General features: G+C 61.4%; 22 protein-coding genes and 1 pseudogene. 14 read left to right on the top strand and 9 right to left on the bottom strand.

Annotated features, from left to right (window positions below; translation table 11 throughout):
* Window positions 1-3 precede the first annotated feature (3 nt).
* From fahA to JFU48_RS02535, 3 genes are all read left to right on the top strand, one after another.
* Complete coding sequence (gene fahA, locus JFU48_RS02545; protein ID WP_201135774.1) at window positions 4-1,308, top strand: fumarylacetoacetase; 1,305 nt, start codon at window positions 4-6, stop codon at window positions 1,306-1,308.
* Between the two features lie 12 nt (window positions 1,309-1,320).
* The gene (maiA, locus tag JFU48_RS02540; protein WP_201135773.1) at window positions 1,321-1,956 is read left to right on the top strand and encodes a maleylacetoacetate isomerase; all 636 of its coding nucleotides are present in this window, start codon (window positions 1,321-1,323) and stop codon (window positions 1,954-1,956) included.
* 146 nt (window positions 1,957-2,102) lie between these two features.
* The gene (locus tag JFU48_RS02535; protein ID WP_201135772.1) at window positions 2,103-3,473 is read left to right on the top strand and encodes an MFS transporter; all 1,371 of its coding nucleotides are present in this window, start codon (window positions 2,103-2,105) and stop codon (window positions 3,471-3,473) included.
* A gap of 186 nt (window positions 3,474-3,659) precedes the next feature.
* Here the strand turns inward: JFU48_RS02535 and JFU48_RS02530 are convergent, their stop codons facing one another.
* Window positions 3,660-4,463, bottom strand: coding sequence for a SirB1 family protein (locus JFU48_RS02530; RefSeq protein WP_103485822.1), 804 nt, complete (start codon window positions 4,461-4,463; stop codon window positions 3,660-3,662).
* Between the two features lie 172 nt (window positions 4,464-4,635).
* Between JFU48_RS02530 and JFU48_RS02525 the strand changes: the two genes are divergently transcribed.
* Window positions 4,636-5,655 (top strand): Glu/Leu/Phe/Val dehydrogenase family protein, encoded by a 1,020-nt coding sequence (locus JFU48_RS02525; protein ID WP_201135771.1) that lies wholly within the window; start codon window positions 4,636-4,638, stop codon window positions 5,653-5,655.
* A 175-nt stretch (window positions 5,656-5,830) separates the two neighbouring features.
* Here the strand turns inward: JFU48_RS02525 and JFU48_RS02520 are convergent.
* Window positions 5,831-6,085: pseudogene (locus JFU48_RS02520) on the bottom strand (YebG family protein); the annotation flags it as partial.
* A gap of 326 nt (window positions 6,086-6,411) precedes the next feature.
* Between JFU48_RS02520 and JFU48_RS02515 the strand changes: the two are divergent.
* Window positions 6,412-6,912, top strand: coding sequence for a phosphate-starvation-inducible protein PsiE (locus tag JFU48_RS02515; protein ID WP_003221775.1), 501 nt, complete (start codon window positions 6,412-6,414; stop codon window positions 6,910-6,912).
* Here JFU48_RS02515 and JFU48_RS02510 read toward each other — a convergent pair.
* The 3 genes from JFU48_RS02510 to JFU48_RS02500 form a co-directional block, all read right to left on the bottom strand.
* Complete coding sequence (locus JFU48_RS02510; RefSeq protein ID WP_003221777.1) at window positions 6,909-7,226, bottom strand: DUF3509 domain-containing protein; 318 nt, start codon at window positions 7,224-7,226, stop codon at window positions 6,909-6,911. The two genes, JFU48_RS02515 and JFU48_RS02510, sit on opposite strands and share 4 nt — an antisense overlap.
* Before the next feature lie 319 nt (window positions 7,227-7,545).
* Window positions 7,546-8,847, bottom strand: coding sequence for an HAAAP family serine/threonine permease (locus JFU48_RS02505; protein WP_003221779.1), 1,302 nt, complete (start codon window positions 8,845-8,847; stop codon window positions 7,546-7,548).
* A gap of 86 nt (window positions 8,848-8,933) precedes the next feature.
* Window positions 8,934-10,310, bottom strand: coding sequence for an L-serine ammonia-lyase (locus JFU48_RS02500; protein WP_201135770.1), 1,377 nt, complete (start codon window positions 10,308-10,310; stop codon window positions 8,934-8,936).
* Window positions 10,311-10,445: 135 nt separating this feature from the next.
* On the opposite strand from JFU48_RS02500, the gene JFU48_RS02495 reads away from it, so the two are divergent.
* Window positions 10,446-11,393 (top strand): LysR substrate-binding domain-containing protein, encoded by a 948-nt coding sequence (locus JFU48_RS02495; RefSeq protein ID WP_103369604.1) that lies wholly within the window; start codon window positions 10,446-10,448, stop codon window positions 11,391-11,393.
* A gap of 200 nt (window positions 11,394-11,593) precedes the next feature.
* Window positions 11,594-11,998, top strand: a complete 405-nt coding sequence (locus JFU48_RS02490) for an HPF/RaiA family ribosome-associated protein (RefSeq protein WP_003221782.1) — start codon at window positions 11,594-11,596, stop codon at window positions 11,996-11,998.
* A 214-nt stretch (window positions 11,999-12,212) separates the two neighbouring features.
* On the opposite strand, the gene fecA is transcribed toward JFU48_RS02490, so the two are convergent.
* The 3 genes from fecA to JFU48_RS02475 all read right to left on the bottom strand — a co-directional run bounded on the left by fecA (window position 12,213) and on the right by JFU48_RS02475 (window position 16,085).
* Window positions 12,213-14,543: a TonB-dependent Fe(3+) dicitrate receptor FecA gene (gene fecA / locus JFU48_RS02485; protein ID WP_201135769.1), complete on the bottom strand. Its 2,331-nt coding sequence runs from the start codon at window positions 14,541-14,543 to the stop codon at window positions 12,213-12,215.
* 124 nt (window positions 14,544-14,667) lie between these two features.
* A complete protein-coding gene (locus JFU48_RS02480; RefSeq protein WP_201135768.1) occupies window positions 14,668-15,600 on the bottom strand; it encodes a DUF4880 domain-containing protein in 933 nt (310 codons plus the stop codon).
* Complete coding sequence (locus JFU48_RS02475) at window positions 15,597-16,085, bottom strand: sigma-70 family RNA polymerase sigma factor (RefSeq protein ID WP_201135767.1); 489 nt, start codon at window positions 16,083-16,085, stop codon at window positions 15,597-15,599. The genes JFU48_RS02480 and JFU48_RS02475 overlap by 4 nt, the downstream gene beginning before the upstream one ends.
* 179 nt (window positions 16,086-16,264) lie before the next feature.
* Here JFU48_RS02475 and JFU48_RS02470 point away from each other — a divergent pair, with 179 nt between their 5' ends.
* The 6 genes from JFU48_RS02470 (at window position 16,265) to JFU48_RS02445 (ending at window position 22,671) form a co-directional block, all read left to right on the top strand.
* Complete coding sequence (locus JFU48_RS02470) at window positions 16,265-16,570, top strand: DUF3649 domain-containing protein (protein WP_007967542.1); 306 nt, start codon at window positions 16,265-16,267, stop codon at window positions 16,568-16,570.
* On the top strand, window positions 16,567-18,156 hold the full coding sequence (locus tag JFU48_RS02465) for a PepSY-associated TM helix domain-containing protein (protein WP_201135766.1): 1,590 nt from the start codon (window positions 16,567-16,569) through the stop codon (window positions 18,154-18,156). The genes JFU48_RS02470 and JFU48_RS02465 overlap by 4 nt, the downstream gene beginning before the upstream one ends.
* Complete coding sequence (locus JFU48_RS02460) at window positions 18,156-18,482, top strand: DUF3325 domain-containing protein (protein WP_201135765.1); 327 nt, start codon at window positions 18,156-18,158, stop codon at window positions 18,480-18,482. Before JFU48_RS02465 ends, JFU48_RS02460 begins: the two co-directional genes overlap by 1 nt.
* 1 nt (window position 18,483) lies before the next feature.
* Window positions 18,484-19,050 carry an RNA polymerase sigma factor gene (locus JFU48_RS02455; protein ID WP_003221797.1) on the top strand — a complete coding sequence of 189 codons (567 nt, stop codon included), beginning with the start codon at window positions 18,484-18,486 and terminating at the stop codon, window positions 19,048-19,050.
* Window positions 19,047-20,036: a FecR domain-containing protein gene (locus JFU48_RS02450; protein WP_201135764.1), complete on the top strand. Its 990-nt coding sequence runs from the start codon at window positions 19,047-19,049 to the stop codon at window positions 20,034-20,036. Before JFU48_RS02455 ends, JFU48_RS02450 begins: the two co-directional genes overlap by 4 nt.
* 205 nt (window positions 20,037-20,241) lie before the next feature.
* Entirely contained in the window at window positions 20,242-22,671 is a 2,430-nt protein-coding gene (locus tag JFU48_RS02445) for a TonB-dependent siderophore receptor (RefSeq protein WP_201135763.1), read from the top strand.
* Window positions 22,672-22,814: 143 nt separating this feature from the next.
* Here the strand turns inward: JFU48_RS02445 and JFU48_RS02440 are convergent, their stop codons facing one another.
* Entirely contained in the window at window positions 22,815-23,690 is an 876-nt protein-coding gene (locus JFU48_RS02440) for a helix-turn-helix domain-containing protein (RefSeq protein WP_201135762.1), read from the bottom strand.
* 242 nt (window positions 23,691-23,932) lie between these two features.
* Here JFU48_RS02440 and JFU48_RS02435 point away from each other — a divergent pair, with 242 nt between their 5' ends.
* Window positions 23,933-24,835, top strand: coding sequence for a DMT family transporter (locus JFU48_RS02435; RefSeq protein ID WP_103485833.1), 903 nt, complete (start codon window positions 23,933-23,935; stop codon window positions 24,833-24,835).
* The last annotated feature ends 21 nt before the right edge of the window (window positions 24,836-24,856 follow it).

Below are 24,856 nucleotides of genomic sequence, written 5' to 3'. Positions count from 1 at the left end.
CCCATGACTCAGACTTCCATCACCCGCAGTTGGGTTGCTTCGGCCAACGGCCACGCGGATTTTCCGTTGCAGAACCTGCCGCTGGGTGTGTTCAGCCTCAATGGCGCGGCGCCGCGCGCAGGCGTGGCGATCGGCGAGCACATTTTCGATCTGCAAGTGGCGCTCGAAGCCGGGTTGTTCGACGGCGCTGCACGCAGCGCGGTCGAAGCCATGCACGGCGGTCTGCTGAACGCCTTCTTCGACCTCGGTCGCGAAGCCCGCGTAGCCTTGCGCAGCCGTTTGCTGGAATTGTTCAGCGAGGGCAGCAGCCATCGCGGCGCCATCGAAGCCCAAGGCGCAAAACTGCTGCCACTGGCTGCCGATTGCCAGTTGCACCTGCCGGCGCGCATCAGCGATTACACCGACTTCTACGTGGGCATCGAGCACGCGCAGAACGTCGGCAAACTGTTCCGTCCGGACAACCCGCTGCTGCCAAACTACAAATACGTACCGATCGGTTATCACGGCCGCGCCTCCACGGTGCGCGCCTCCGGCACCGACGTGCGTCGTCCGAAAGGCCAGACCCTGCCGGCCGGTGCGAGCGAGCCGACCTTCGGCCCTTGCGCACGTCTGGACTATGAATTGGAACTGGGCATCTGGATCGGTCAGGGCAACGAGATGGGCGAGCCGATTGCCATCGGTGACGCCGCCGAACACATCGCCGGTTTCTGTCTGCTCAACGACTGGTCGGCCCGCGATATCCAGGCTTGGGAATACCAGCCGCTCGGCCCGTTCCTCTCCAAGAGCTTCATCACCAGTGTGTCGCCGTGGGTGGTGACGGCCGAAGCGCTGGAGCCATTCCGCACCCCACAACCTGCGCGCCCGGAAGGTGATCCACAGCCGCTGCCATACCTGTTCGACAAACGCGATCAGGACGCTGGCGCATTCGATATTGAACTGGAAGTGCTGCTGCTCACCGAAGCCATGCGCGAACAGAATCTGCCGGCCCATCGCCTGACTCTGAGCAACACCCGCTACATGTACTGGACCGTCGCGCAAATGGTCGCGCACCACAGCGTCAACGGCTGCCAGTTGCAGGCCGGTGACCTGTTCGGTTCGGGGACTTTGTCCGGCCCGCAAAGCGGTCAGTTCGGCAGCCTGCTGGAAATCACCGAAGGCGGTAAAAAGCCGATCGAACTGGCCTCCGGCGAAGTGCGCAAATTCCTTGAGGACGGCGACGAAATCATTCTGCGTGCGCGCTGCGCCCGTGACGGTTTCGCCTCGATCGGCTTCGGTGAATGCCGCGGCAAAGTGCTGGCGGCGCGCTGACAGGAGCGGATCATGGATCTCTACACCTATTACCGCTCGACCTCGTCATACCGGGTGCGCATTGCTCTGGCGCTGAAAGGGCTCGACTACACCGCGTTGCCGGTCAACCTGATCGCGCCGTCCGGGGGCGAGCATCGGCAGGCGGCGTATCTGGCGATCAATCCGCAGGGCCGGGTGCCGGCCTTGCGCACCGATGACGGCGAGTTGCTGATTCAGTCGCCGGCGATCATCGAGTACCTGGAAGAGCGTTATCCACAGTTGCCACTGCTGCCCGAAGACCTTGCTGCGCGTGCCCATGTGCGCGGTGTGGCGGCGGTGATCGGCTGCGATGTGCATCCGCTGCATAACGTCAGCGTGCTCAATCGCCTGCGCCAGTTGGGCCACGAAGAGCCGCAGGTGGTGGAATGGATCGCGCACTGGATCAGTCAGGGGCTGGCGACCGTCGAGCAATTGATCGGTGACAGCGGTTTCTGTTTCGGCGAGTGGCCGTGTGTGGCGGATGTTTATCTGATCCCGCAGTTGTATGCGGCGGAGCGGTTCGGTGTGAGTCTTGAGGCTTATCCGCGGATTCGGCGGGTGGCGGCGTTGGCGGCTGAACATCCGGCGTTCATCAAGGCGCATCCGGCCAACCAGCCGGATACACCGTAAGACCCTGTGGGAGCGGGCTTGCTCGCGAAAGCGGAGTGTCAGCTACGGGGATGTTGACTGACACACCGCTTTCGCGAGCAAGCCCGCTCCCACCTGTAGTCCGTGTTGCACCTAAAAAATCATAAAAACAAAACAGGTACCTTGCGATGCACAACCAGATTGCCAGCTTCCGCGCGGCACTCGACGCCCGTCCTGTGTCCCGCTATCAGTGGTTGCTCTTGATCCTGCTCGCCTTGCTGCTGGTCACCGACGGTTACGATGCCCAGGTGCTCGGTTACGTGGTGCCGGCCCTGGCCCAGGACTGGGGCCTGGAAAAAGCCGCGTTCGGGCCTGTTTTCAGTGCCAACCTGTTGGGCCTGACCCTTGGTTCTCTTGCGGTGACGCCGCTGGCCGACCGCTTCGGTGTGCGGCGAATCCTGCTCGCCTGCGTGTTGATCTACGCCAGCCTCACGGTGCTGATGGTGTTCGCCGATTCGCTGAATACCCTGATGATCGCGCGCTTCATCTGCGGCATCGGCATGGGCGGGGCGATGCCCAGCGCCATGGCCTTGATGTCGGAATACTCACCGCCGCGTCTGCGCACATTGATGGTGACACTGGCCGCTTGTGGGTTTTCGTTTGGCGGTGCGGCGGGTGGTTTTGTCGCCGCTGGCTTCATCGACCGCTTTGGCTGGCAAGCGGTGTTCCTCGCCGGTGGCGTCACGCCGCTGCTGCTGTTCCCGTTCCTGTGGTGGATGCTGCCCGAATCGCTGCCGCGTCTGCTGCGCGACCCTGCGCCCTATGCGCGGCTGCGTAAAGTCACCGCGCGGATGCTGCCGGACTGGCAACCGCCCGCCGCTTCGGTCGAACAGAACGCGCGCGAGCAGGGCAGCAAACTGACGGTGGTCGAGTTGTTCCGCAACGGTTATGCGCGCCCGACCCTGCTGATCTGGGCGACGTTTTTTGTCAGCCTGATTCTGCTGTATTTCATGATCAGCTGGCTGCCGACGCTGTTGCTGGAAAGCGGTCTGAAACTCAATGAAGCCAACCTGGTGACCTCGATGTTCCTGTTCGCCGGCACCTTGGGCGCGGTGTGCATGGCCTGGTTCGCCGACCGTTTGCAACGCAAGGTGCGCCTGCTTTGCGCGGTGTTGGCCGGGGCGGCGCTGTGCACGATTCTGCTGGGTTTGAACCACGACAATCCACGCTATCTGGTGGCCTGCGTGTTTGCCGCCGGGTTCTGCATCATCGGCGGTCAACTGACGCTGAACGCCTTCGCCAGTAACTTCTACCCGGCCCATGTGCGGGCCACAGGCACTGGCTGGGCGTTGGGAGTAGGGCGCTTCGGTTCGATCCTCGGGCCGCTGTTCGGCAGCATGCTGCTGGCGATGCACATCCCGGTGGCGCAGATTTTCTTCTTCTGCGCGATTCCGGCGGTCATCGCGGCACTGCTGATCATCCAGGTGCGCTCACCCTCGGACCCCACACAACCCCCTGTGGGAGCGGGCTTGCTCGCGAAGAACGATAACGCGGCCTGACAGAAAAAACGGCGGCGCCTGTATCGCGGGCACGCCACGCTCCCACAAGCGATCTGTGTGATGCAAATGAAATGGATCACCCCAAACCCTGTGGGAGCGGGCTTGCTCGCGAAGAAGGATACCGCGGTCTGACAGAAAAATCGGCGGCGCCTGCTTCGCGAGCAGGCTCACTTCTACAAAAAGCGTTTAGTGCACGACGGAGTTGGGGGGCAGGTGCCCAAGCCGTTCAGTCAGGCGCAGGCGCTGGACCGGATCGTCACTGAGCAGCAGCGCATGCTCCAGATCGAAGCGCTCGGCGTTCGGGCAGTCGAGGCGTTGGTACAGGCTGGCGCGGGCCAGATAATCGGCAGCGCTGGCGGTGCCCAGTTCCAGTACGCGTTCAGCGTCGATCAATGCGGCGATGTAATCCTCATGGGCCAGATGCAACTGACGCAGATTGCGTGACAGGCGCTGGAGCATCTGCTGCGGGGTGGCGGTGGCGAGATGATCGGCTTTGAGTTTGAGGTGCGCGCCGTACTGACGCTGCAACAACTCGCGACAATCGTTGGGATACAGACGCCGGCCACCACACGGGTCGAGCAGGTGATCGGCACCGGGCACCCGCAGCAGGAAATGCCCGGGGAAGTTCACCCCGACCAGCGGGATTTCCAGACCGCGCGCCAGTTCCAAGGCAATCAAGGACAGGGTCAGTGGCTGGCCGCGACGGGTCTGCAACACTTTGTGCAACAACGCGACCTGCGGGCGTAGCGGCAGAAAATCATCCTGGGCGAATCCCAGATCATTCATCCGCCGCAGCAATGGCTGCGCCAGTTCGCTGACCGGCAGCATCGGCAAGCCGTAGCTGACGCGCTGCTGCAACTCCTTGAAGTCTTGCTGCAGCGCTTCGACATCGAGGCCTTTTTCGTGCTCGGCAGCCATCCACAGCGCCGCGTCGAACAGCGCGGGCGGTGAACGGTGCAGACACTCGAAAAAACGTTGGCGCGGGCTCATTGCAATCTCCGGGGAATGCCTCGTTTTAGCCCCGTCCGCGCCATTCGTCCAGTACCGGTCAGGTTATGCCGCAAAGTCACCGTTGCCGCTGGCGCTTATTCCGGTGCGCTTCAGCAATTTTTGGGCGCAAGCCTATACTGGCGTCTACCAGAAGTGATTCGGGAGCCTGCCGATGTTCGCTCTCATGCAAAGCACTCGCCTGGAATCGCTGCACCTCAGCGTTGACCCGATCACCGGGTTGAAGGCGGTCATTGCCATTCATAACAGTCGCCTCGGCCCTGCCCTGGGCGGATGCCGTTATCTTGCCTATCCCACCGACGAATCCGCGGTCGAGGACGCCATTCGCTTGGCGCAGGGCATGAGCTACAAGGCGGCACTGGCCGGGCTCGATCAGGGCGGCGGAGTGGCGGTGATCGTGCGCCCGGCGCATGTGGAAAACCGTGCCGCGCTGTTCGAAGCGTTTGGCCGTTGCATCGATCAGCTCGACGGTCGCTACATCACCGCCATCGACAGCGGCACCTCAGTGGCGGACATGGATTGCATCGCCCAGCAGACGCAGCATGTCACCAGCACCACCTCGGCCGGCGATCCGGCACCGCATGCGGCGATGGGCGTGTTCACCGGAATTCGCGCTACCGCCATGGCGCGGCTGGGCAGCGACAACCTCGAAGGTTTGCGCGTGGCGATTCAAGGTCTGGGCAACGTCGGTTATGCACTGGCCGAGCAGCTGCATGCGGCAGGGGCCGAATTGCTGGTCAGCGACATTGATCACGGCAAGGTGCAACTGGCGATGGAGCAACTCAATGCGCATCCGATCGCCAACGACGCGTTGCTCAGCACACCCTGCGACATCCTTGCGCCGTGCGGGCTCGGTGGCGTGCTCAACAGCCATACGGTGACGCAACTTCGCTGCTCGGCGGTGGCTGGCTCGGCCAACAATCAACTGACGCATCTGGACGTGGCCGATCAACTGGAGCGGCGCGGGATTCTCTATGCACCGGATTACGTGATCAACGCGGGCGGGTTGATTTATGTCTCGCTCAAGCATCGCGGCGAAGAGTTGGGGACGATTACTGCGCACCTGTCGAAGATCAGTTCGCGGCTGACCGAAGTATTCGCCCATGCGCAGGCCGAGAAGCGTTCGCCGGCGCGGGTAGCGGATGAGTTGGCAGAGAAAGTCTTGTATCGCTGAAAAGCAAAAGATCGCAGCCTGCGCCAGCCCCTACAGGAAACGTATTCCAATGCAGGAGCTGGCGCAGGCTGCGATCTTTTCGATTCAAACGTTGTTACTTGGCAGCTTTCGCCGCTTTAACCGGCTTCACTGGAGCCTCTTCCGGCTCGGCCACTTCGGCTTTTTCGACGACTTCTGCCGGTGCATTGATCAGCTCCGACAGCGCATCAGGCTGGCTCTTGAAGGCCTTGGCAAATACATCGCGGTTCTTCGCCATGTAGATCCCGACTTCTTCAACCTGCTGCTCGTTCAGCGACGGAACGGCTTTTTGCAACACTTCGGACAGCATCTCGGCCAGTTCGAGCATTTTGTCATGACGGTCAGCTTCGGCTTTATCCATGAACAAGCGCTCCAGATCTCGGCTGCTGCGGTATACCACTTCGACGGCCATTCACCACCTCACATGCCTTCACATTTAGTTGTCTTAGCGACTACTGTATTTATATACAGCGAAAGGATAAGCGAATCCCTGCGCTTTGGGTAGTGGCTTTTCAATGTAGACCGGATTCGGGATTTGTCAGTGGGATCGCAGTGCAGCCATTCGCGAGCAGGCTCGCTGCCACAATTGCTCGGGTCTGCGACCAAACGCCACGGCGCGGGTTTGGTGCTGGCTCGCCATGATGGCGTGGCCTCTTTTCTGCATGTAACTCAAGACGTGCAGAAAACCGTCACGTCCAACACGCATCATCCGCCCGAGTCGGGCTAAGGAACATCATCGTGAAAATAAACTGGGCCGAGAAACTGCGGCAAAACGTGCATCAACTGGCCGAGTCCCTGGGCAACCTGTTCGTCGAGACCTTCCACTACCTGGCGCTGTTTGCCATTGGTGCGGTGACCGCGTGGGCGGCGGTGATGGAATTTCTCGGCATGCTCGAAGAAGGCCACATCAAGATCGATGACATTCTGTTGCTGTTCATCTATCTGGAATTGGGGGCGATGGTCGGGATTTATTTCAAGACCAACCACATGCCGGTGCGCTTCCTGATCTACGTTGCGATCACTGCGCTGACCCGCCTGCTGATCTCCAACGTCTCGCACCACAACCCGCCGGACATGGGCATCATCTACCTGTGCGGCGGCATTCTGCTGCTGGCGTTCTCGATCCTGGTGGTGCGTTACGCTTCGTCGCAATTTCCGTCGGTGAAGATCGAGAAACCGCAACGCAAGCTCGGCGCCGGTTCCGGTGAGCACCCCGAGATCGAGAAGGGCGAGCTTTAAAGTCCCAGCGACGGCCGAGGCTGGCCGGTGCTCTGTTGCGGTGGCGGGGGCAGCCCGTCGCCGCTGGTCATCGCTTCAAGGATCGCCATGGCGCTGTGGCCCTGTTCGATGGCGATGCCGAACTGAATGCTTTGCACCAGCCGTTTGAGCCTTACAGGATCGTTGCGCTGTTCGGCGCTGATCATCCGTTTGGCGACGATCCGGCCGTTGTTGGACAGGGTCAGCATGATGCTGCCGTCCAGTCCCTGAATGCTCAGGTTGATCTGATAGTCCGGCGCGAAGGCATCGGTAATGATCTGAAAAGGGTTGTCCATGATGCGTCACCGCCTGATTGAACGTGCAGTTGTTGACCGGCCGTGATCGGGTTGGTTCGCCATACCGGACCATCGGCCATTCCGTGGCCATTTCGCCAATTGCTTCTGTGTAGGAGCTGCCGAAGGCTGCGATCTTTTGATCTGCGCTGTTTTGACTTCGGTCATGAAGATCAAAAGATCGCAGCCTCGTTGCACTCGACAGCTCCTACACAGCTCCTGCACAGGTCATAGCAAGGGCTGTGCCGGGAAAATTGTTGGACAATGGATACGGCACAAAAAAGGCGAGCACACGGCTCGCCTTTGTCATTTGTGGCCCGTTTCAGGGCAGAACCGAATAGATGATCGCCGACAGTGCAATCAGGCCGATCAGCACCACGAACACGTTGGACGCCTGACCCGAATACTGGCGCAAGGCTGGCACGCGGCGGATGGCGTACATCGGCATCAGGAACAACAGGCAGGCAATCACCGGTCCGCCGAGGGTTTCGATCATGCCCAGAATGCTCGGGTTGAAGGTCGCAACGGCCCAGCAACTGAGGATCATGAACAGCGCGGTCGCACGGTTCAGCCAGCTCGCCGACATCACCTTGCCACGGCCGCGCAGGCTCTTGACGATCATGCCCTGAAAGCCTTCGCTGGCGCCGATGTAGTGGCCGAGGAAGGATTTGGTGATCGCCACCAGCGCGATCAGCGGCGCGGCGTAGGCAATGACCGGGGTCTGGAAGTGGTTGGCCAGGTACGACAGGATCGAAATGTTCTGCGCCTTCGCGGCCGCCAGATCCGCCGGCGACAGCGCCAGCACGCAGCTGAAGCAGAAGAACATCACCGTCACCACCATCATCCCGTGGGCCATGGCGAGGATGCCGCTGCTTTTGCGTTCGGCCTCGGCGCCGTAGCGTTGCTTCTGGTCAACCGCGAACGCAGAGATGATTGGCGAGTGGTTGAACGAGAACACCATCACCGGGATCGCCAGCCACATCGTCTTGAGGAACGTCGACAGCGGCATCGCCTCCTTGGCACTGGCGAAGAACGCACCGTTCCAGTTCGGGATCAGGCTGAGGCCGAGCAACAGCAGCGCGGCGACGAACGGATAGACCAGCACGCTCATGGCTTTGACGATCACGTTCTGCCCGCAACGGACGATCGCCATCAGGCCGAGGATTAGCGCCAGCGACAGGATCGCCCGGGGTGGCGGGGCGATGTGCAATTGGTGTTCGAGAAAACTGCTCAGGGTGTTGGTCAGCGCGACGCTGTACACCAGCAGAATCGGGAAGATCGCGAAGAAGTACAGCAGGGTGATCAGCTTGCCGGCACCGATGCCGAAGTGTTCTTCGACGACTTCGGTGATGTCGCCCGAACGCCCGGACAGCACGAAGCGGGTCAGGCCGCGGTGGGCGAAGAAGGTCATCGGGAACGCCAGCAGCGCCAGAATCAGCAACGGCCAGAAACCGCCGACACCGGCATTGATCGGCAGGAACAAGGTGCCGGCACCGATGGCGGTGCCGTACAGACCGAGCATCCAGGTGGTGTCGGATTTGCTCCAGCCCTTGTGGGCAATTTCGGTGTTGCGTGTGCGATCTACAGCGGGATTTTCGGCAGCAGGTGTACGTACATCGGTCATCGTTTTTGCCTCGTTATTATTTTTGCTCGGGCTCACGGTTGGCAGGCCGCGGGTGTCGGCCTGCCGGGGCGCTCAGTGAATGCGCGTCAGCATTCCACCCAGCTCACGGCCAGGCCGCCCCGTGAAGTCTCTTTGTATTTGTCGTGCATGTCGGCGCCGGTATCGCGCATGGTGCGGATCACCCGGTCGAGAGAAATGAAGTGTTTGCCGTCGCCGCGCAGGGCCATTTGCGTGGCGTTGATCGCCTTCACGGCGGCGATGGCGTTGCGCTCGATGCACGGCACCTGCACCAGGCCGCCGACCGGGTCGCAGGTCAGGCCGAGGTTGTGTTCCAGGCCGATTTCAGCGGCGTTTTCCAGTTGCTCCGGGGTCGCGCCGAGCACTTCAGCGAGGCCTGCCGCGGCCATGGCGCAGGCCGAACCGACCTCGCCCTGACAGCCGACTTCGGCGCCGGAGATCGAGGCATTTTTCTTACACAGAATGCCGACGGCGGCGGCGCCCATGAAGAACGCGACGACGTCATCGTCAGACGCGTCCGGATTGAATTTCATGTAGTAGTGCAGCACCGCCGGAATGATCCCGGCCGCGCCATTGGTCGGCGCGGTGACCATGCGTCCGCCGGCGGCGTTCTCTTCGTTGACGGCAAGGGCGAACAGGTTGACCCACTCCATCGCCGACAGCGTCGAACTGATGACATTCGGCTTGCCGATTTCCAGCAGGCTGCGGTGCAATTTCGCGGCGCGGCGCGGCACGTTCAGCCCACCGGGCAGGATGCCTTCGTGGCGCAGGCCCTGTTCAACGCACTCGCGCATCACCGACCAGATGTGCAGCAGGCCGTTACGGATTTCAGCGTCGCTGCGCCAGGCGCGTTCGTTGGCCATCATCAGTTCCGACACGCGCAAGTTGTGCTGCTTGCACAGGCTCAGCAGTTCGGCAGCGCTGGAAAAATCGTACGGCAGCACCACGTCGCCGGCCGGTGCCACACCGGACTCGGCTTCCGCGGCTTCGATGATGAAACCGCCGCCAATCGAGTAGTACGTCTGCGTGAACAGCTCGGCGCTTTCGCCGAAGGCTGTCAGCGACATGGCGTTGGGGTGGTAGGGCAGGCTTTCGTCCAGCAGCAGGAGATCGCGCTGCCAGTTGAAGGAAATTTCTCTGTGACCGGCCAGAGACAGCAGACCAGTTTCGCGCAGTTGCTGGATGCGTGGGTCTATGGTCGCCGGATCAATGCTGTCCGGCCATTCGCCCATCAGGCCCATGACCGTGGCGCGGTCGGTGGCGTGGCCGACACCGGTGGCCGACAGCGAACCGTACAAGCGGATTTCCACGCGACGCACATCGTTGAGCAACCGTTGGTCGATCAACGCCTGGGCGAAGGTTGCGGCGGCGCGCATCGGGCCGACCGTGTGGGAGCTGGACGGGCCGATGCCGACTTTGAATAGATCGAAAACACTGATAGCCATGCTAAACCCTTACAAGCAATGGAGTAGGAATCGCTGCCATTTTTTGTAGGACAAGCGCAATGTCGGCGATACTGCCTACCTCGGTCCTACGTGACCAACGAAACTTCCTAAGAAAGCCTTTAGCAGGACTAAACGATGAGTCGTCAATTGCATGCCCAGACCTACGTCTGGCTGCAGGTGTTTTCCTGTGCCGCGCGGCACCTGTCCTTCACCCGTTGCGCGGAAGAGCTGCACATCACTCCGGGAGCGGTCAGCCAGCAGATTCGCCAATTGGAAGAGCGACTGGGTTTTCGCCTGTTCCACCGACGAGCGCGGGGTGTCGAGTTGAGTGCGGAAGGCCAGCGACTGGCCATCACGGTCAACGAGGCCTACGGCAGCATCGATGCTGAATTGCGTCGTCTGGATGCCGGGATGATCAGCGGGATTCTGCGGGTGCGCTCGATTCCATCGTTCCTCAGCAAATGGCTGACCCCGCGTTTGCCGCGTCTGCAACAGCGCTATCCGGACATCCAATTGCGCCTGGTGGCCGAGGACAGCAGCGTGCCGTTGCATGAGGGCGACTTTGATCTGGCGATTGACCTGAATGACGGCAGCTATCCGGGGCTGTTATCCACAGCCTTGCTCGACGAACAGATTTTCCCGGTGTGCGCGCCGAGCCTGTTGCGTGGACGTCCGCCGCTGCATGGGCCGGTGGATCTGGTGCATTTTCCGTTGTTGCACGACATCACCGCGTGGCGCGGCAGTTATGAATATGCGGAATGGGAGTTCTATCTGAATGCGATTGGGTTCGAGGGTGCCGACGTACGGCGTGGGCACACGTTCAATCGCAATCACCTGACCATCGAAGCGGCGATCGCGGGTATGGGTGTGGCGATTGCCCGGCGCACGCTGCTCAACGATGAGCTGGAGCGCGGGACGCTGATTGTGCCGTTCGGCCTGTCGGTGCCCAACCACAAACGCTACGTGTTGCTGTATGCACCGGGGGCGTTGAGCCATCCGGGCGTGCGCGCGGTGCATGACTGGCTGGTGGAGGAGGCGGGGATTTTTCGCAGCTTGCACCCGTTGAATGACGGGCAATTGTGACCAAATCTTGCGGGGTAGCGAGGCAACCCAACTCCCGACCTTACCAGTGACTTGCCCGGTTGTCCGGCTTTTTTTGCGAATGAATATTTATCTTTTTTCAGGGGTTGAAATGTTCGCCGGTCGGGCCGATTGTTGTAACCAAGAGGTCAGGAAATTCAATTCGAGGCCTCTCGCGAGCTAGCTGAAATAAGGGATGAACTATGCAAATCCAAGTCAACAGCGATAACCATATTCAAAGCAGTAAACGACTGGAGGAGTGGGTACGTACAACTATTGAGAGCACGCTCGACCGTTATGAAGAAGACCTGACCCGTGTCGAAGTCCACCTGAGCGACGAGAACGGCGACAAACCAGGTCCTCATGACATGCGTTGCCAACTGGAAGCGCGGCCAAAAGGCCATCAACCGATTTCCGTCACCCATAAAGCCGATTCGCTGGAACAGGCGATCGATGGTGCAGCCGAAAAACTGGAACACGCGCTGGAGCACCTGTTTGGCAAACTGCGGGGCAAGCCCCGCGCCGCCATCGTGCCATTCAGCAAGGCGAATGACGCACTGCTGGAAGAAGAGTTTCTGGAGAACGAACAGGCAGCGATCAACAGTTGATGCGCTGATTTTTCAAGCCACCCCATGAGAACGGGCCTGCGCAAGCAGGCCCGTTTTTGTTTGTGCTGCTGAACAGTGTGGTGAGGGAGCTTGCTCCCGCTGGGCTGCGAAGCGGCCCCAAAACCTGCAAAGGCGTTCAACAGCCAGACCGCATTAGCAGGATTTACGTCTGCTTCGCAGCCGAGCGGGAGCAAGCTCCCTCGCCACAGTTTTTTTAGAAAGCCACAGACGTTTGTACATACACCGTACGCGGTTCACCCACGTACTTGCCCTTGTTGTTGTCATCGAACGAGCGGGTGAAGTACTGGGTGTTGAAGATGTTCTTCACCCCCACCGCCACGTTCAGATCCGACAACTGCGGGCCGAAGTCGTAACCGGCGCGGCTGCTGAACAGCATGTAGCCGGGGATCTTGCCGGTGCTGCCGTCGGCGCTTTCTTTCGAGGTGTTGGCGTTGTCGGCGAACTGGTTGCTCTGGAAGCTGCTGTCGACGTTGAGTTTCCACGGCCCCTCGGTGTAACCGACGCCAATCGTGCCTTTGTGTTTCGAGGAGAACGGCACGCGATTGCCCTTGTTCGGTCCGTCTTCGCGGATGGTCGCGTCGACATAGGCATAAGTGGCGTACACATCGAAACCCGCCAGTGCCGGGCTCAAGTCATCCAGTGCGTAGTTGACGCTGGTCTCGATGCCTTGATGACGGGTCTCGCCACGGGCGATCACCGAGTCGTTGGTCTGGTTGCTTTCGTACTGGTTGTCGAAGTTGATCAGGAACGCGCCGATCTCCGCGCGCAGTGCGCCGTTGTCATAACGGGTGCCGAGTTCCCAGGTGCGCGCCTTCTCCGGTTTCACCTCGCCGCTGCTCACGCGGTTGGGCATCTGACTGTACTGCACGCTGCCGAACGAGCCTTCGGTGTTGGCGTACAGGTTCCAGCTGTCAGTCAGGTGGTACAGCACGTTCAATGCCGGCAGCGCGGTGTTGTAGTCGCCCTTGTATTTGACGTCGGTCAGGTTGTTGGTCTGCTGCGATTCGATCATCTCGTAGCGCACGCCCGGAGTGATGGTCCACTTACCGATGTCGATGCGATCGTCGACGAACAATGCATTGGCTTCGGTGCCACCGCGGGTGTCGCGGTCGTTGCGGCTGTCGGTGGTCGGGTATTGGTTGCTGCTGATCGGCGTGCGATAGCGCAATTCGTGGCCGGCCTCGTTGATGTAGCGGTAGCCGACGCCGACTTCGTGGCTGGTCGGGCCGAGGTCGAAGCCTTGGGCGAAACGGGTTTCGAAACCGCGCACCCAATACTCGCGCGGCGACAGCGAGAGGAATGTGCCCTGATCCAGATAGCCGCTGCGAAGCGTCTTGGTGAAGAAGGTGTTGGCGGTGAATTCGCGGCGATCTTCCTGATAGCGATAGCCAAAGTTGAACATCGTGCGACGGCCCCAGAACTGATCTTTCAGGCGTGTCGACTGATACGGATCGGCGTCGTAATCGGCAACGCTGAGGCCGCCGGGCATATCGGCCTTGCCTTCGTAATACTGGGCCATGGCGTTGAAGCTGTTGGCCTCGTCGAGCTGGTATTTGCCCTTGAGGATCAGGTCGTCGATTTCGCTGTCGCTGTGTTCACGCCAGTCGCCGCCACGGGTGCCGGAGTACAGCAGCGCGCCGCCCAGACCATTTTCGTTGGTGCCGCCGGCCAGCAGGTTGGCGCTGGTCTTGAAGCCATCGTGACTCGACGACGGACTGGTTTCCGTCTGGAAACCACCCTTGACCGTCGGCGCGTCGGGAATGGCGCGGGTCACGAAGTTGACCACGCCGCCGACGTTCTGCGGGCCGTAACGCACGGCGCCGCCGCCACGCACCACGTCCACGGCATCCATGTTGCCCATGCTGATCGGCGCGAACGACAACTGCGGTTGGCCGTAGGGTGCGAACGGTACGGGAATGCCGTCCATCAGTACGGTCGAGCGCGCGGCCAGGCGCGGATTGAGGCCGCGAATACCGAAGTTCAGCGCCATGTCGTGGCTGCCGGTACCGTTGTTTTCCGGAGCGTTGACCCCGGGGATGCGGTTGAGCACATCGCGCGCCTGAGTCGCGCCCTGCCGTTCAAAATCTTCGCGGCGGATCACATCGCGGGCCCCCGGGTGTTCGAACACGTTGACCTGCGCGGCATCACCGAGCCAGTCACCGACGACTTTCGAGGTGTCCAGCTCCAGCGCAGTGTCGCCGACCGGTTGCAGGCTGAAGGCATTGTTGCCCTCGGCGCGGGCTTGCAGGCCGGTGCCTTCGAGCAGCGCATCGAGACCTTGTTCGGCGCTGTAGCTGCCTTCGAGGCCACGGCTTTGCACGCCGCTGGTGATTTGTGAGCCGAAGGAAATCAGCACGCCGGCCTCACGACCAAACTGGTTGAGGGCGTTTTCCAGCGACGCCGGGGCGATGTGGTAAACCTTGGTTTCGGCGGCCATGACCGGCAGGGCGCTGTAGCTCAGGCTGGCGCCCAGTACGAGGTTGCGCAGACTGCGGGCCAGCGGCGTGAGGCGAGTGGGGTGCATGAAGGTTGATCCTGAGAAGGTTGAATCAAGGGGGCTTTCCTTCTCTGTCACGCCAGATCTGAAAAACGGCTCATTTATTTTTCGAGAGTAAAAGATCGCAGCCTGCGATCTTTTGATTTTGCTTCTAAGCCCGCGCCTCGACGCTGACCCAATAGCGGGTAAAGCGCCGCACTTTCACCGGCAGACTGATTTGCAGCAGATCAAGAATCCGTTCGCTGTCGTCCAGTGGATAAGTCCCCGATATCAGCAGGTCGGCCACTTTCGCAGCGCAATGCAACTGCCCGCGACGGTAGCGGCCGAGCTCTTCAAGGAAGTCGCCCAGGCGCATGTGAGCGGCGATCAGCATGCCGTCGGCCCAGGCGCCGCTGTTGGCGTCCAGTGGTTTGGCTTCGCTGATCGAGGTGGCACTGAAACTCAGTTGTCGGGCGATCGGCAGTTGCATCGGCGCGCGTCCGTTGGCGGTCAGTTCGACCGTGCCTTCGAACAGCGCGACCTGTGTGCGATCAGCAAATTGTCGAACGTTGATACGGGCAGCACTAGTTTTCAACACACCTTGCGCCGTGCGTACTGCGAACGCTTGCGCGGTGCTGAGCAGGATCTCGCCTTCGAGCAAACGGATCAGTCGTTGCGCGCCATCCACGTCCGCCGCACTGGCTGTGTTGAGCTGCAACTGGCTACCCGGGCCCAGTGCAACCTGGCGGCGTTGGCCCACCGGGCTGCGGTAATCGGCGAGCAGCGTCGGCAGCGGATTGTGCTCGCGCATGCCCCAGGTGACGGCGGAACCGGCACCCAGAAGCAGCAGCAACTTGAGGGTCTGGCGTCGACTGGAAGACTTCGGCCCGTTCAACGCGGCATGCGCCAATGGCGAGGCCACACCGCGCAAGCGCTGGTTGACCCGCTGCATGTGCTCCCACGCCCGACGATGTTCGCTGTGGGCGTCCAGCCAGTGTTGCCAGGCCTGTTGCTGACGCGGGGAGAGCGTGCCTTGCTGCATTTCCATCAGCCAGTACACGGCCTGTTCGGCCACTTGCGCAGAGAAATCCGGAACGCGGTTCACAGGGCGAAGTAGCAGCGCAGGGCGGCTTTTTGCAGGTGACGTTTGACGGTGGCCACCGAAATGCCCAGCTCGGCGGCAATCTGCGGATAGGTCAGGCCATCGACCTGCGCCAGCAAAAACGTGCGTTTGACCGGTCGTGGCAAACCATCGAGCAATTGGTCCAGTTCGATCAGGGTTTGCAGGATGATCGCTTTGTCTTCTTCCGATGGCGCGAGCATTTCCGGCATCTGCGCCAGGGTGTCGAGGTAGGCGCGTTCCAGATCCTGACGACGGTAATGATTGAACAGCACGCGTTTGGCGAGGGTGGTGAGAAAGGCGCGCGGTTCGATGATCACCGCGGGTTCGCGGGCGCTGAGCACGCGAATGAACGTGTCTTGCGCCAGATCCGCCGCGCTGTCCGGGCAGCCGAGTTTGCGCCGCAACCAGCCGGTGAGCCAGCTGTGGTGGTCTTGGTAGAGCGATTCGACGGGATGGGCGGACGACAAGGGTATTACTCCGGGCGCACGTTGGATGCTTTAGAGAACAAGAACTGTTCGCATTGTAGGGGCGGGCGAGGGTGTCCGGCAATCAGATGCTTTTGCGTATGAGAATATTTATCATTAATATTGCTCGCCTGTTGGTCCGGCCTCGTCGGTCGGACGTTTTTTCGTTTCAGGGTCGAAACATGAAAGGCAAACTCGCCTCACTTCCCATGTCTTATCGTCTGGCCGTCACCTCGCGGGTGCTGGCGGCGGTGTTCGGCGGCTATCTGGTCGCGGCGCTGGCCAGCGTGGCCCTGACGATGTGGTTACCGTTGAGCCGCGCCGAAGCTGTAGTGACTGGCATGACCATTTCCTTTCTGGTCTATCTGGTTGCGGTGCTGTGGTGTTTCGCTTGCCGCACGGCATGGTCGGCGTGGGTCGGATTGCTGGTGCCGAGCGTGATTCTGGCGACGGTGTCCGGGGCCGCACGTGGTTTGGGCTACGCATGAAAGAGGGCTTTCGCCAGTCGATGGCCTGGCTGCACACCTGGGCCGGACTGGTGTTCGGCTGGCTGCTGTTCGCGATTTTCCTGACCGGGACACTGGCCTATTTCAAGGACGAAACCACGCACTGGATGCAGCCGGAAATCCCGTTGCGCCCGCTCAACGCCGAAGCGAGCCTGACGCTGGCGCAAAACTATCTGCAACAACGGGCGCCGAATGCTTCACGCTGGCGGATCGGCCTGCCCAGCGCCCGCGAGCCCGGCCTTTCCGTCAGTTGGCAAGACACTCCGGCCAGCCCTGGCAAGCGCGGCAAGTTCACTGAAAAGACGCTCGACGCGCAAACCGGAGCCGAAGTAGAACCCCGCGAAAGCATGGGTGGCGAATTTTTCTACCGTTTCCATTTCCAGTTGCAAATGCCCTATCCATGGGGCCGCTGGCTGGCGACCAGCGCGGCGATGGTGATGTTCATCGCGTTGATCACCGGCATCATCACCCACAAGAAAATCTTCAAGGATTTCTTCACCTTCCGCCCGCGCAAGGGCCAGCGCACCTGGCTCGACGGCCACAACGCCGTGGGTGTGCTGGTTTTGCCGTTCCACCTGATGATCACCTACAGCAGCCTGGTGATTTTCATGGCGATGGTTATGCCGGCGAGCATTCTGGCGACTTACGGCAACAACCTCGGTGCGTTCTATGATGAGGTGTTTCCAGAAACGCCGTTGCCGGAGCGCGCCGGCCAGCCAGCGACTTTGCCGCCGCTGGCTGCGCTAATGACGCGCGCCAGTGAGCACTGGGGCGGCGGCCACGCGACACGGGTGACGGTCACTAACCCCGGCGATGCCAATGCCTCTGTGCAGTTTTCCCGTGCCAGTTCCGACAAGATCACCTACGAGTACGGTAGCGATGTGACCTTCAATGGCGTGACCGGGCAGTTGCTCGGCGCCACAGCGGACAAGCCGCTGCCGATGGCGATTGCCGGGAGTTTTTACGGTTTGCACATCGGCCGGTTCGCCGGCCCGGTACTGCGCTGGCTGTACTTCCTCTGCGGCCTGGCCGGTACGGCGATGATCGGCACCGGGCTGGTGATCTGGCTCGGCAAACGTCAGCTCAAACACGCAAAAAGTGGCGTGATGCCGTTCGAGTTACGGCTGGTCGAAGTGCTGAACATTGCCAGCATGGCGGGACTGGTCAACGCGGTGGCGGTGTTCTTCTGGAGCAATCGTCTGTTGCCGCCGAGTCTCGGCGAGCGGGCCGATTGGGAGGTGAACGCCTTCTTCATCGCCTGGGGCTTGAGCGTGGTGCACGCACTGCTCAGGCCTGGACGCAAGGCTTGGGTCGAACAACTGGCACTGGCAGCGCTGCTGTTCGGCGCGGTGCCGTTGCTCAACGCGTTGACCACTTCGCATCACCTCGGCGTCACGCTGGCACAAGGTGACTGGGCGCTGGCCGGTTTCGACCTGACCTGTCTCGGCGCCGGTCTGTTTCTGATGTGGGCCGCCTGGAAGATGCAGCGCGCCGGGCATAGTGTGCGAGTGAAAAAAACGCCCCGCGAAAGGGCTCGGCCAATCACGCTCGAGCAGGGGACGAACTGATGTTGCTGGCGTTGCTGCTGTGCTATGCCGGATTCACCGCGTTGTGCCTGTCGATGCCACGGCATCACGACGAACTGCTGGGGCGCAAACCTTCAGTCCGGCGTGGTTGGGGGCTGAAACTCTTCGGTTGGCTCATGCTGGGCCTGTCACTCTGGGCCACCGTGGCTGCCAACGGTTGGGGCTTGGGTCTGGTCGACTGGTTCGCGGTACTGATGTGCAGTGCGCTGGCGTTGGTACTGCTGATGCCATATCGACCGAAACTGGCCTTGGTGCTGGCCGCTTTGAGTCTGCTGGCAAGCCCGGTCGCTGCCTGGGCGCAGTGCTGACATGCTGATCGGTCATCCTCCGGAATCCCGCGACGACGAGCCACACGGCGCGCGTGCGCATTTTCTCCAGGTGTTCCTGTCGCAGCGCTCGCAGATGGAAGCGCTGGTGAACCGGCGCGTCGGCTGCCGGGCCACGGCGGCAGATCTGGTGCAGGATCTGTTCCTGCGTTTCTGGCGGCGGCCACTGGTGCAGGTCGAAGAGCTCAGTACCTATCTTTTGCGTTGCGCCGGCAACATCGCCATCGATCATTTGCGCAGCGAAGGTACGCGGGTGCGGGTCAATGAGGGCTGGCAACCGGACGCGCCGGACAGCCACGGCAGCGAACCGCAAGCTGCGCTCGAAGCAGGCAATGATCTGCGCCATGTCGAAGCGGCGTTGCGCGCCTTGCCCGAACGCACTCGGCAGATCTTTTTGCTCAATCGCATCCACGGTCGCAAGTACGCGGACATCGCCAAGGCCATGGGCCTGTCCCAAAGCGCCGTGGAAAAACATATGATGCGCGCCCTCGAGGCCTGCAAGGCCAGCCTGCGCGAACCCGCGCCACGTCTGCCAGGGAAAGCACCGTGAATCACACCGACCGCATCGTCCCGACGCCGGCTCAGGAACAGGCCGCACTCGCCTGGGTGAGTCTTCTGCATGACCGCCCGAGCAGCGGCGATCAACTGACCTTCAGCCAGTGGCTGCGCGCCGACCCAGCCCACGCCGAGGCTTACGCGCAGGCGCAAGTGCTGTGGGAGCTAAGCGAAAGTCCGGCACGCACTCTGGCCGATGAAGATGCGTTTGCGTTGCAGGGTTACCTCAATGCGATGGATCGCCCGCGTCGCTCAGCGCTTGTGCGCTGGTCGGGCGCGCTGGCGATGGCCGCGTGTCTGATGCTGATGATCAGTCTCGGCACGGGCTGGCAACCGCAGCGCTGGGTCGATGATCTGGGCGCCGATTACGTTTCGGCGCCGGGCGAGATCCGCACCGTGACGCTGGCCGATCAATCGCAAGTCACACTGGATGCCGACAGCGCCATCGCGGTGGATTTCAGTCAGGGCGAGCGGCATGTGCAGTTGCTTCGCGGTGCCGGGTTTTTCAGTGTCACGCATACCGGCGAGCCGTTCGTGGTCGAGGCCGAAAAAGGCCAGGCGCGAGTGCTCGGCACGCAGTTCGAAGTGCGTCTGCAACCTCGCGGTGCGCAGGTCACGGTGCTGTCCGGGCGCGTTGGCGTGACGGCGGATCGCGACGCGCCGCAGCAGATTCTGACGGCCGGCCAGCAAGTGGCCTATGGGCTGGGCACTGCGGAAAAACTGCACGCGGTGGACAGCGAAGCGCAACTGGCCTGGCGCCAGGGCTGGCTGAATTACTACAAGGCGTCACTGGCCGATGTGGTGCAGGATCTGCGGCGTTATTACCCGGGGCGGATCGTTGTACTCAACGATGAGCTGGCGGCGCGCAAGGTCAGCGGCAGTTTTCCGAGCAAGGACCCGCAGGCTGTGTTGAGTTCGCTGCAAGGGGTGATGGGGTTTGAGCAGCATCAGGTGTTGGGGCATCTGATTATTTTGCGCTGAGGCTGCCGGCGCCATCGCGAGCAGGCTCACCCCTACATTTGGAATGCGTTCCCCCTGTAGGAGTGAGCCTGCTCGCGATAGCGTTCTTTCAGACACCAAAAAATATTTTCGAAATTGTGGTGAGGTAAACCACAGGCCCATTCGTGTAGTGACTGAAACTGCGAGTCATTCGCATCCGTTGCGGTTCTACACAGGTCATTGAGCAATGAAGTCCAGGGCAAAATCGGGTTCGGTCAAACAGTGGTTGGGTGTTTCGGCATTGAGTTTTTGCGCATTGGCGCTGTTGCCGATGAGCGTGGCGCTCGCCGCTGAAACCGTCAGCAGCCCGGCGCAAAAGCAGTTCAGTTTTTCCCTGAGCGCCAAACCGCTGCCCCAGGCCCTGAGCGACTTCAGCCGTATCACCGGGCAAAGCGTGGTCTACACCGATGAAGCGCCGTACGGCCTCAACGCCCCGGCGATCAGCGGCCAGATGAGTGCCGAACAGGCGCTGCAACGCTTGCTCAGTGGCTCCGGCATGACCTTCCGCCGCACCGACAGCCACACCTTCGCGCTTGAGCCGCAACCCATCGCGGGCACCCTCAATCTCGGCGCCACCACCATCACCTCGATGCGCGACGAGTCGATGAGCTACCAGCCGCCGCAAACCAGTTCGGTGATGCGCTCCTCGGCTTCGCTGCAGGAAATCCCGCAGACCGTCAACGTGATCCCGGCTCAGGTCATTCGCGATCAGACCCCGCGCAATCTCGACGATGCGCTGGCCAATATCAGCGGCATTACCCAGGCCAATACCTTGGGCAGCACTCAGGATTCGGTGATGATTCGCGGCTTTGGCGACAACCGCAACGGCTCGATCATGCGCGACGGCATGCCGATCGTGCAGGGTCGCGGGATGAACGAGACCGTTGATCGTGTCGAAGTGCTCAAGGGCCCGGCCTCACTGCTGTACGGGATTCAGGACCCGGGCGGTGTGGTCAATCTGGTCAGCAAGAAGCCGGAACTGACTCAATACAATGCGCTGACCCTGCGCGGTTCGACCTACGGCGACGGCAAGAATGGCAGCGGCGGCAGCTTCGACAGTACCGGTGCGCTGGGCGATTCCGGCCTCGCTTATCGCCTGGTGCTGGATCACGAAGACGAAGATTACTGGCGCAACTTCGGCACCCATCGCGAAACGTTGATCGCGCCATCGCTGGCCTGGTATGGCGAGCGTACCAAGCTGCTGTTCTCCTACGAACACCGCGAGTTTCTCACGCCGTTCGACCGTGGCACGTTGATCGATCCGCGCACCAACCATCCGCTGGGCATCTCGCGCAACGAGCGGCTGGACGAGCCGTTCAACGACATGGAAGGTCGTTCCGACCTGTACCACTTCGAGGCCGACCACGAACTCAACGACGACTGGAAAGCCCACTTCGGCTACAGCTGGAACCGCGAAACCTACGACGCCAGCCAGGTGCGCGTGACCGCCATCGACACCAAAAAAGGCACGCTGACCCGCAGCATGGACGGCACCCAAGGCGCGATCAGCACCGACCGCTTCACCACCGCCAGCCTCGAAGGCAAGGTCAACCTGTTGGGCATGCAACATGACCTGGTGTTCGGCGTCGACGACGAGTACCGCAAGATCTACCGCGCCGACCTGATCCGCCAGAAAAGCCTGAGCACCTTCAGCTACGTCAACCCGGTCTACGGTCGCGAAGTCGAAGGCACCACCGTCAGCCCGGCGGACAGTGCGCAGACCGATCTGCTGCGCAGCGATTCGGTGTTCCTGCAGGACTCGATCCACCTCAATGACCAGTGGATTCTGGTCGCCGGCGGGCGCTTCCAGGAATACGACCAGTACGCCGGCAAAGGCGTGCCGTTCAAGGCCAACACCGACAGCAACGGGCAGAAATTCGTACCGCGCGCCGGTCTGGTGTATCGCTACACCGACGAGTTGTCGTTCTACGGCAGCTACACCGAATCGTTCAAACCCAACTCGACCATTGCCCCGCTCAGCGGCAGCAGCACCGTGCTCGACGGCAGCATCGCGCCGGAGGAAGCCAAGTCATGGGAGCTGGGTGCGCGTCTGGATATGCCGGGACGTTTGACCGGTAATATCGCACTGTTCGACATCAAGAAGCGCAACGTGCTGGTCTCCAATTCTGAAGGCCCGACCACTATTTACAGCGCGGCGGGCGAGGTGCGTTCCCGTGGTCTGGAACTGGACCTGACCGGCCAGCTGACCGACCGTTGGAGCGTGATCGGCGCCTATGCCTACACCGATGCCGAGGTCACCGAGGACCCGGACTACAAAGGCAATCGTCTGCAAAACGTGGCGAAGAACAGCGGCTCGTTGTCGGCGGTGTATGACTTCGGCAGCGTGATCGGTGGCGATCAACTGCGGGTTGGCGCCGGGGCGCGGTATGTCGGCGAACGCGCGGGCAACGCGGTGAATGATTTCGACCTGCCGAGCTACACCGTGGCCGATGCATTCGCCACTTACGACACCAAGCTTGAAGGGCAGAAGGTCAAGTTTCAGCTCAACGTGAAGAACCTGTTCGACCGCACCTACTACACCTCGGCGGCGAGCCGGTTCTTTGTGTCGATGGGCGATTCGCGGCAGATTTCGTTGTCGAGCACGTTGGAATTCTGATCCGCAACCGCGTCATCGTTCTTCGCGAGCAAGCCCGCTCCCACAGGTTCTCCGGTCGGACACATACGTCTTGAACGGCCGCAGACCTTGTGGGAGCGGGCTTGCTCGCGAAGAGGCCCGAACAGGCAATAAAAATCCCGCCTCTAACGCAAAAACGCCTGCCGATATTCCCCCGGCGTCCCACCCAATACCTGCCGAAACCGGTTGGTGAAATGACTGGCACTGGCAAACCCGCACGCCAACGCAATCTCCCCCAACGGCAACGACGTCCCGCGCAACAACTCCCGCGCCCGGCTCAAGCGTCGCGCCAGCACGTACTGATGCGGCGGCAAGCCAAAGCTCACGCGAAACATTCGGGCAAAGTGGTATTCCGACAGCGCACACAATCCGGCCAGTTGTCCGAGGCTGATCGGCTCGGCCAACTGACTGTCGATGAACTCGACCAACTGCCGACGCTGATGCGGCGCCAGTCCACCCTTGAGGCGCAACCCCTGACGGGCGCCGACCTGGCTGAGCAAGGTATGGCTGATCAATTCATGGGCAATGCTGCTGGTCAGCACGCGCTCGGCAGGCTCTTCCCAATTCAGCGTCAGTAACTGGCGAAAACGTCGCGCCTGCTGCGGATCTTCCAGAAAGGTCTGCTCGCGCAGTTGCATCTCCCGCGGCTCGCGATCAAGCAGCGTCACGCAACCGAGGGCAAATTGTTCGGCGCTGAAATACAGGTGAGCGAGGCGGATATCACCATTGATCACCCAGCCGGATTCGTGATCCGCCGGCAGGATGCACAGCTTGTCCGGCCCACCCTTGTGCCCCGGTTGCCCGCGACGAAAAGTGCCGGTGCCGCCGGCGATGTAGCAGGACAGGGTGTGATGGCTCGGCGCTTCGTATTCCTGGGCGTCGTGGTGGTTGGTCCACAGGGCCGCAGACAAGCCGTCACCGAGCTCGGCGCTGTGCACAAGGCGCGCGTTCGGCGAGCGGTTGAGGGCTTGAAAGACTTGCAGGGTATCGATAGCGGCCATGTTCGGTTCTCTCCAACGCCTTGCATCCTACTCCGTAGACGTCGCGCTGCCAGCCTGTCGGGCGACAAAAGCGCAAGAATCTGCAAGCGCCCCGACCCTTGCTGCCGCACCCTGAAATCTCCATTCAACACAACCCTGTGGCGAGGGAGCTTGCTCCCGCCGGGCTGCGCAGCGGCCCCATCAATGAGTGCTGTGCACTCAACGCTCGCCACACAGTGCTCGGTATCTTCAGGAGTTCCACCATGAACCTTTCGCTGTATCTGCTGACCGTGCTGATCTGGGGCACCACCTGGATTGCCCTGAAATGGCAACTGGGCGTGGTGGCGATTCCGGTGTCCATCGTCTATCGCTTCGGCCTCGCTGCGTTGGTGCTGTTCGTATTGCTGCTGCTCAGTCGGCGACTGCAACCGATGAATCGGCGCGGGCATCTGATCTGCGTGGCGCAGGGGCTGTGCCTGTTTTGCGTCAACTTCATGTGCTTCCTGACGGCCAGCCAGTGGATTCCCAGCGGACTGGTCGCGGTGGTGTTTTCCACGGCCACTTTGTGGAACGCACTCAATGCACGGGTATTCTTCGGTCAGCGCATCGCCCGTAACGTGCTGATGGGCGGCGCGCTCGGCCTGTTCGGTCTGGGGATGCTGTTCTGGCCGGAACTGGCTGGCCATCACGCCAGCCCTGAAACGCTGCTCGGGCTTGGTCTGGCGCTGTGCGGCACCCTGTGTTTTTCGGCGGGCAACATGCTCTCGAGCCTGCAGCAGAAGGCCGGTCTGAAACCGTTGACCACCAATGCCTGGGGCATGGCTTACGGGGCGGCGATGTTGTCGGTGTGGTGCCTGGTCAAAGGGATTCCGTTCGACATGGACTGGTCGCCGCGTTACGTCGGGGCGTTACTGTATCTGGTGATCCCGGGTTCGGTGATTGGCTTCACCGCCTACCTGACGCTGGTCGGGCGCATGGGCCCGGAGCGCGCAGCCTATTGCACGGTGCTGTTCCCGGTGGTGGCGTTGAACGTCTCGGCGTTTGCCGAAGGGTATCAATGGACTGCGCCGGCGCTGGTCGGACTGGTGTTGGTCATGCTCGGGAACATTCTGGTGTTCCGCAGACCTCGTGCAATACAGGTGCCGGCTCAGGGAAAGTTGGCCTGATGGTGAATTGAGTCGGGCGCT

This window comes from Pseudomonas sp. TH49 (assembly GCF_016650625.1).
GTDB lineage: Bacteria > Pseudomonadota > Gammaproteobacteria > Pseudomonadales > Pseudomonadaceae > Aquipseudomonas > Aquipseudomonas fluorescens_H.
The sequence above is the reverse complement of the archived record's forward strand: the minus strand, read 5'-3'. Positions and strand labels throughout refer to the sequence as shown.

Excerpts from the sequence above, each read along its gene's own strand:
- fahA (WP_201135774.1), top strand. The coding sequence starts at position 4 with ATGACTCAGACTTCCATCACCCGCAGTTGGGTTGCTTCGGCCAACGGC.
- maiA (WP_201135773.1), top strand. The coding sequence starts at position 1,321 with ATGGATCTCTACACCTATTACCGCTCGACCTCGTCATACCGGGTGCGC.
- JFU48_RS02535 (WP_201135772.1), top strand. The coding sequence starts at position 2,103 with ATGCACAACCAGATTGCCAGCTTCCGCGCGGCACTCGACGCCCGTCCT.
- JFU48_RS02530 (WP_103485822.1), bottom strand. The coding sequence starts at position 4,463 with ATGAGCCCGCGCCAACGTTTTTTCGAGTGTCTGCACCGTTCACCGCCC.
- JFU48_RS02525 (WP_201135771.1), top strand. The coding sequence starts at position 4,636 with ATGTTCGCTCTCATGCAAAGCACTCGCCTGGAATCGCTGCACCTCAGC.
- JFU48_RS02510 (WP_003221777.1), bottom strand. The coding sequence starts at position 7,226 with ATGGACAACCCTTTTCAGATCATTACCGATGCCTTCGCGCCGGACTAT.
- JFU48_RS02505 (WP_003221779.1), bottom strand. The coding sequence starts at position 8,847 with ATGACCGATGTACGTACACCTGCTGCCGAAAATCCCGCTGTAGATCGC.
- JFU48_RS02500 (WP_201135770.1), bottom strand. The coding sequence starts at position 10,310 with ATGGCTATCAGTGTTTTCGATCTATTCAAAGTCGGCATCGGCCCGTCC.
- JFU48_RS02495 (WP_103369604.1), top strand. The coding sequence starts at position 10,446 with ATGAGTCGTCAATTGCATGCCCAGACCTACGTCTGGCTGCAGGTGTTT.
- JFU48_RS02490 (WP_003221782.1), top strand. The coding sequence starts at position 11,594 with ATGCAAATCCAAGTCAACAGCGATAACCATATTCAAAGCAGTAAACGA.
- fecA (WP_201135769.1), bottom strand. The coding sequence starts at position 14,543 with ATGCACCCCACTCGCCTCACGCCGCTGGCCCGCAGTCTGCGCAACCTC.
- JFU48_RS02470 (WP_007967542.1), top strand. The coding sequence starts at position 16,265 with ATGAAAGGCAAACTCGCCTCACTTCCCATGTCTTATCGTCTGGCCGTC.
- JFU48_RS02465 (WP_201135766.1), top strand. The coding sequence starts at position 16,567 with ATGAAAGAGGGCTTTCGCCAGTCGATGGCCTGGCTGCACACCTGGGCC.
- JFU48_RS02460 (WP_201135765.1), top strand. The coding sequence starts at position 18,156 with ATGTTGCTGGCGTTGCTGCTGTGCTATGCCGGATTCACCGCGTTGTGC.
- JFU48_RS02455 (WP_003221797.1), top strand. The coding sequence starts at position 18,484 with ATGCTGATCGGTCATCCTCCGGAATCCCGCGACGACGAGCCACACGGC.
- JFU48_RS02445 (WP_201135763.1), top strand. The coding sequence starts at position 20,242 with ATGAAGTCCAGGGCAAAATCGGGTTCGGTCAAACAGTGGTTGGGTGTT.
- JFU48_RS02440 (WP_201135762.1), bottom strand. The coding sequence starts at position 23,690 with ATGGCCGCTATCGATACCCTGCAAGTCTTTCAAGCCCTCAACCGCTCG.
- JFU48_RS02435 (WP_103485833.1), top strand. The coding sequence starts at position 23,933 with ATGAACCTTTCGCTGTATCTGCTGACCGTGCTGATCTGGGGCACCACC.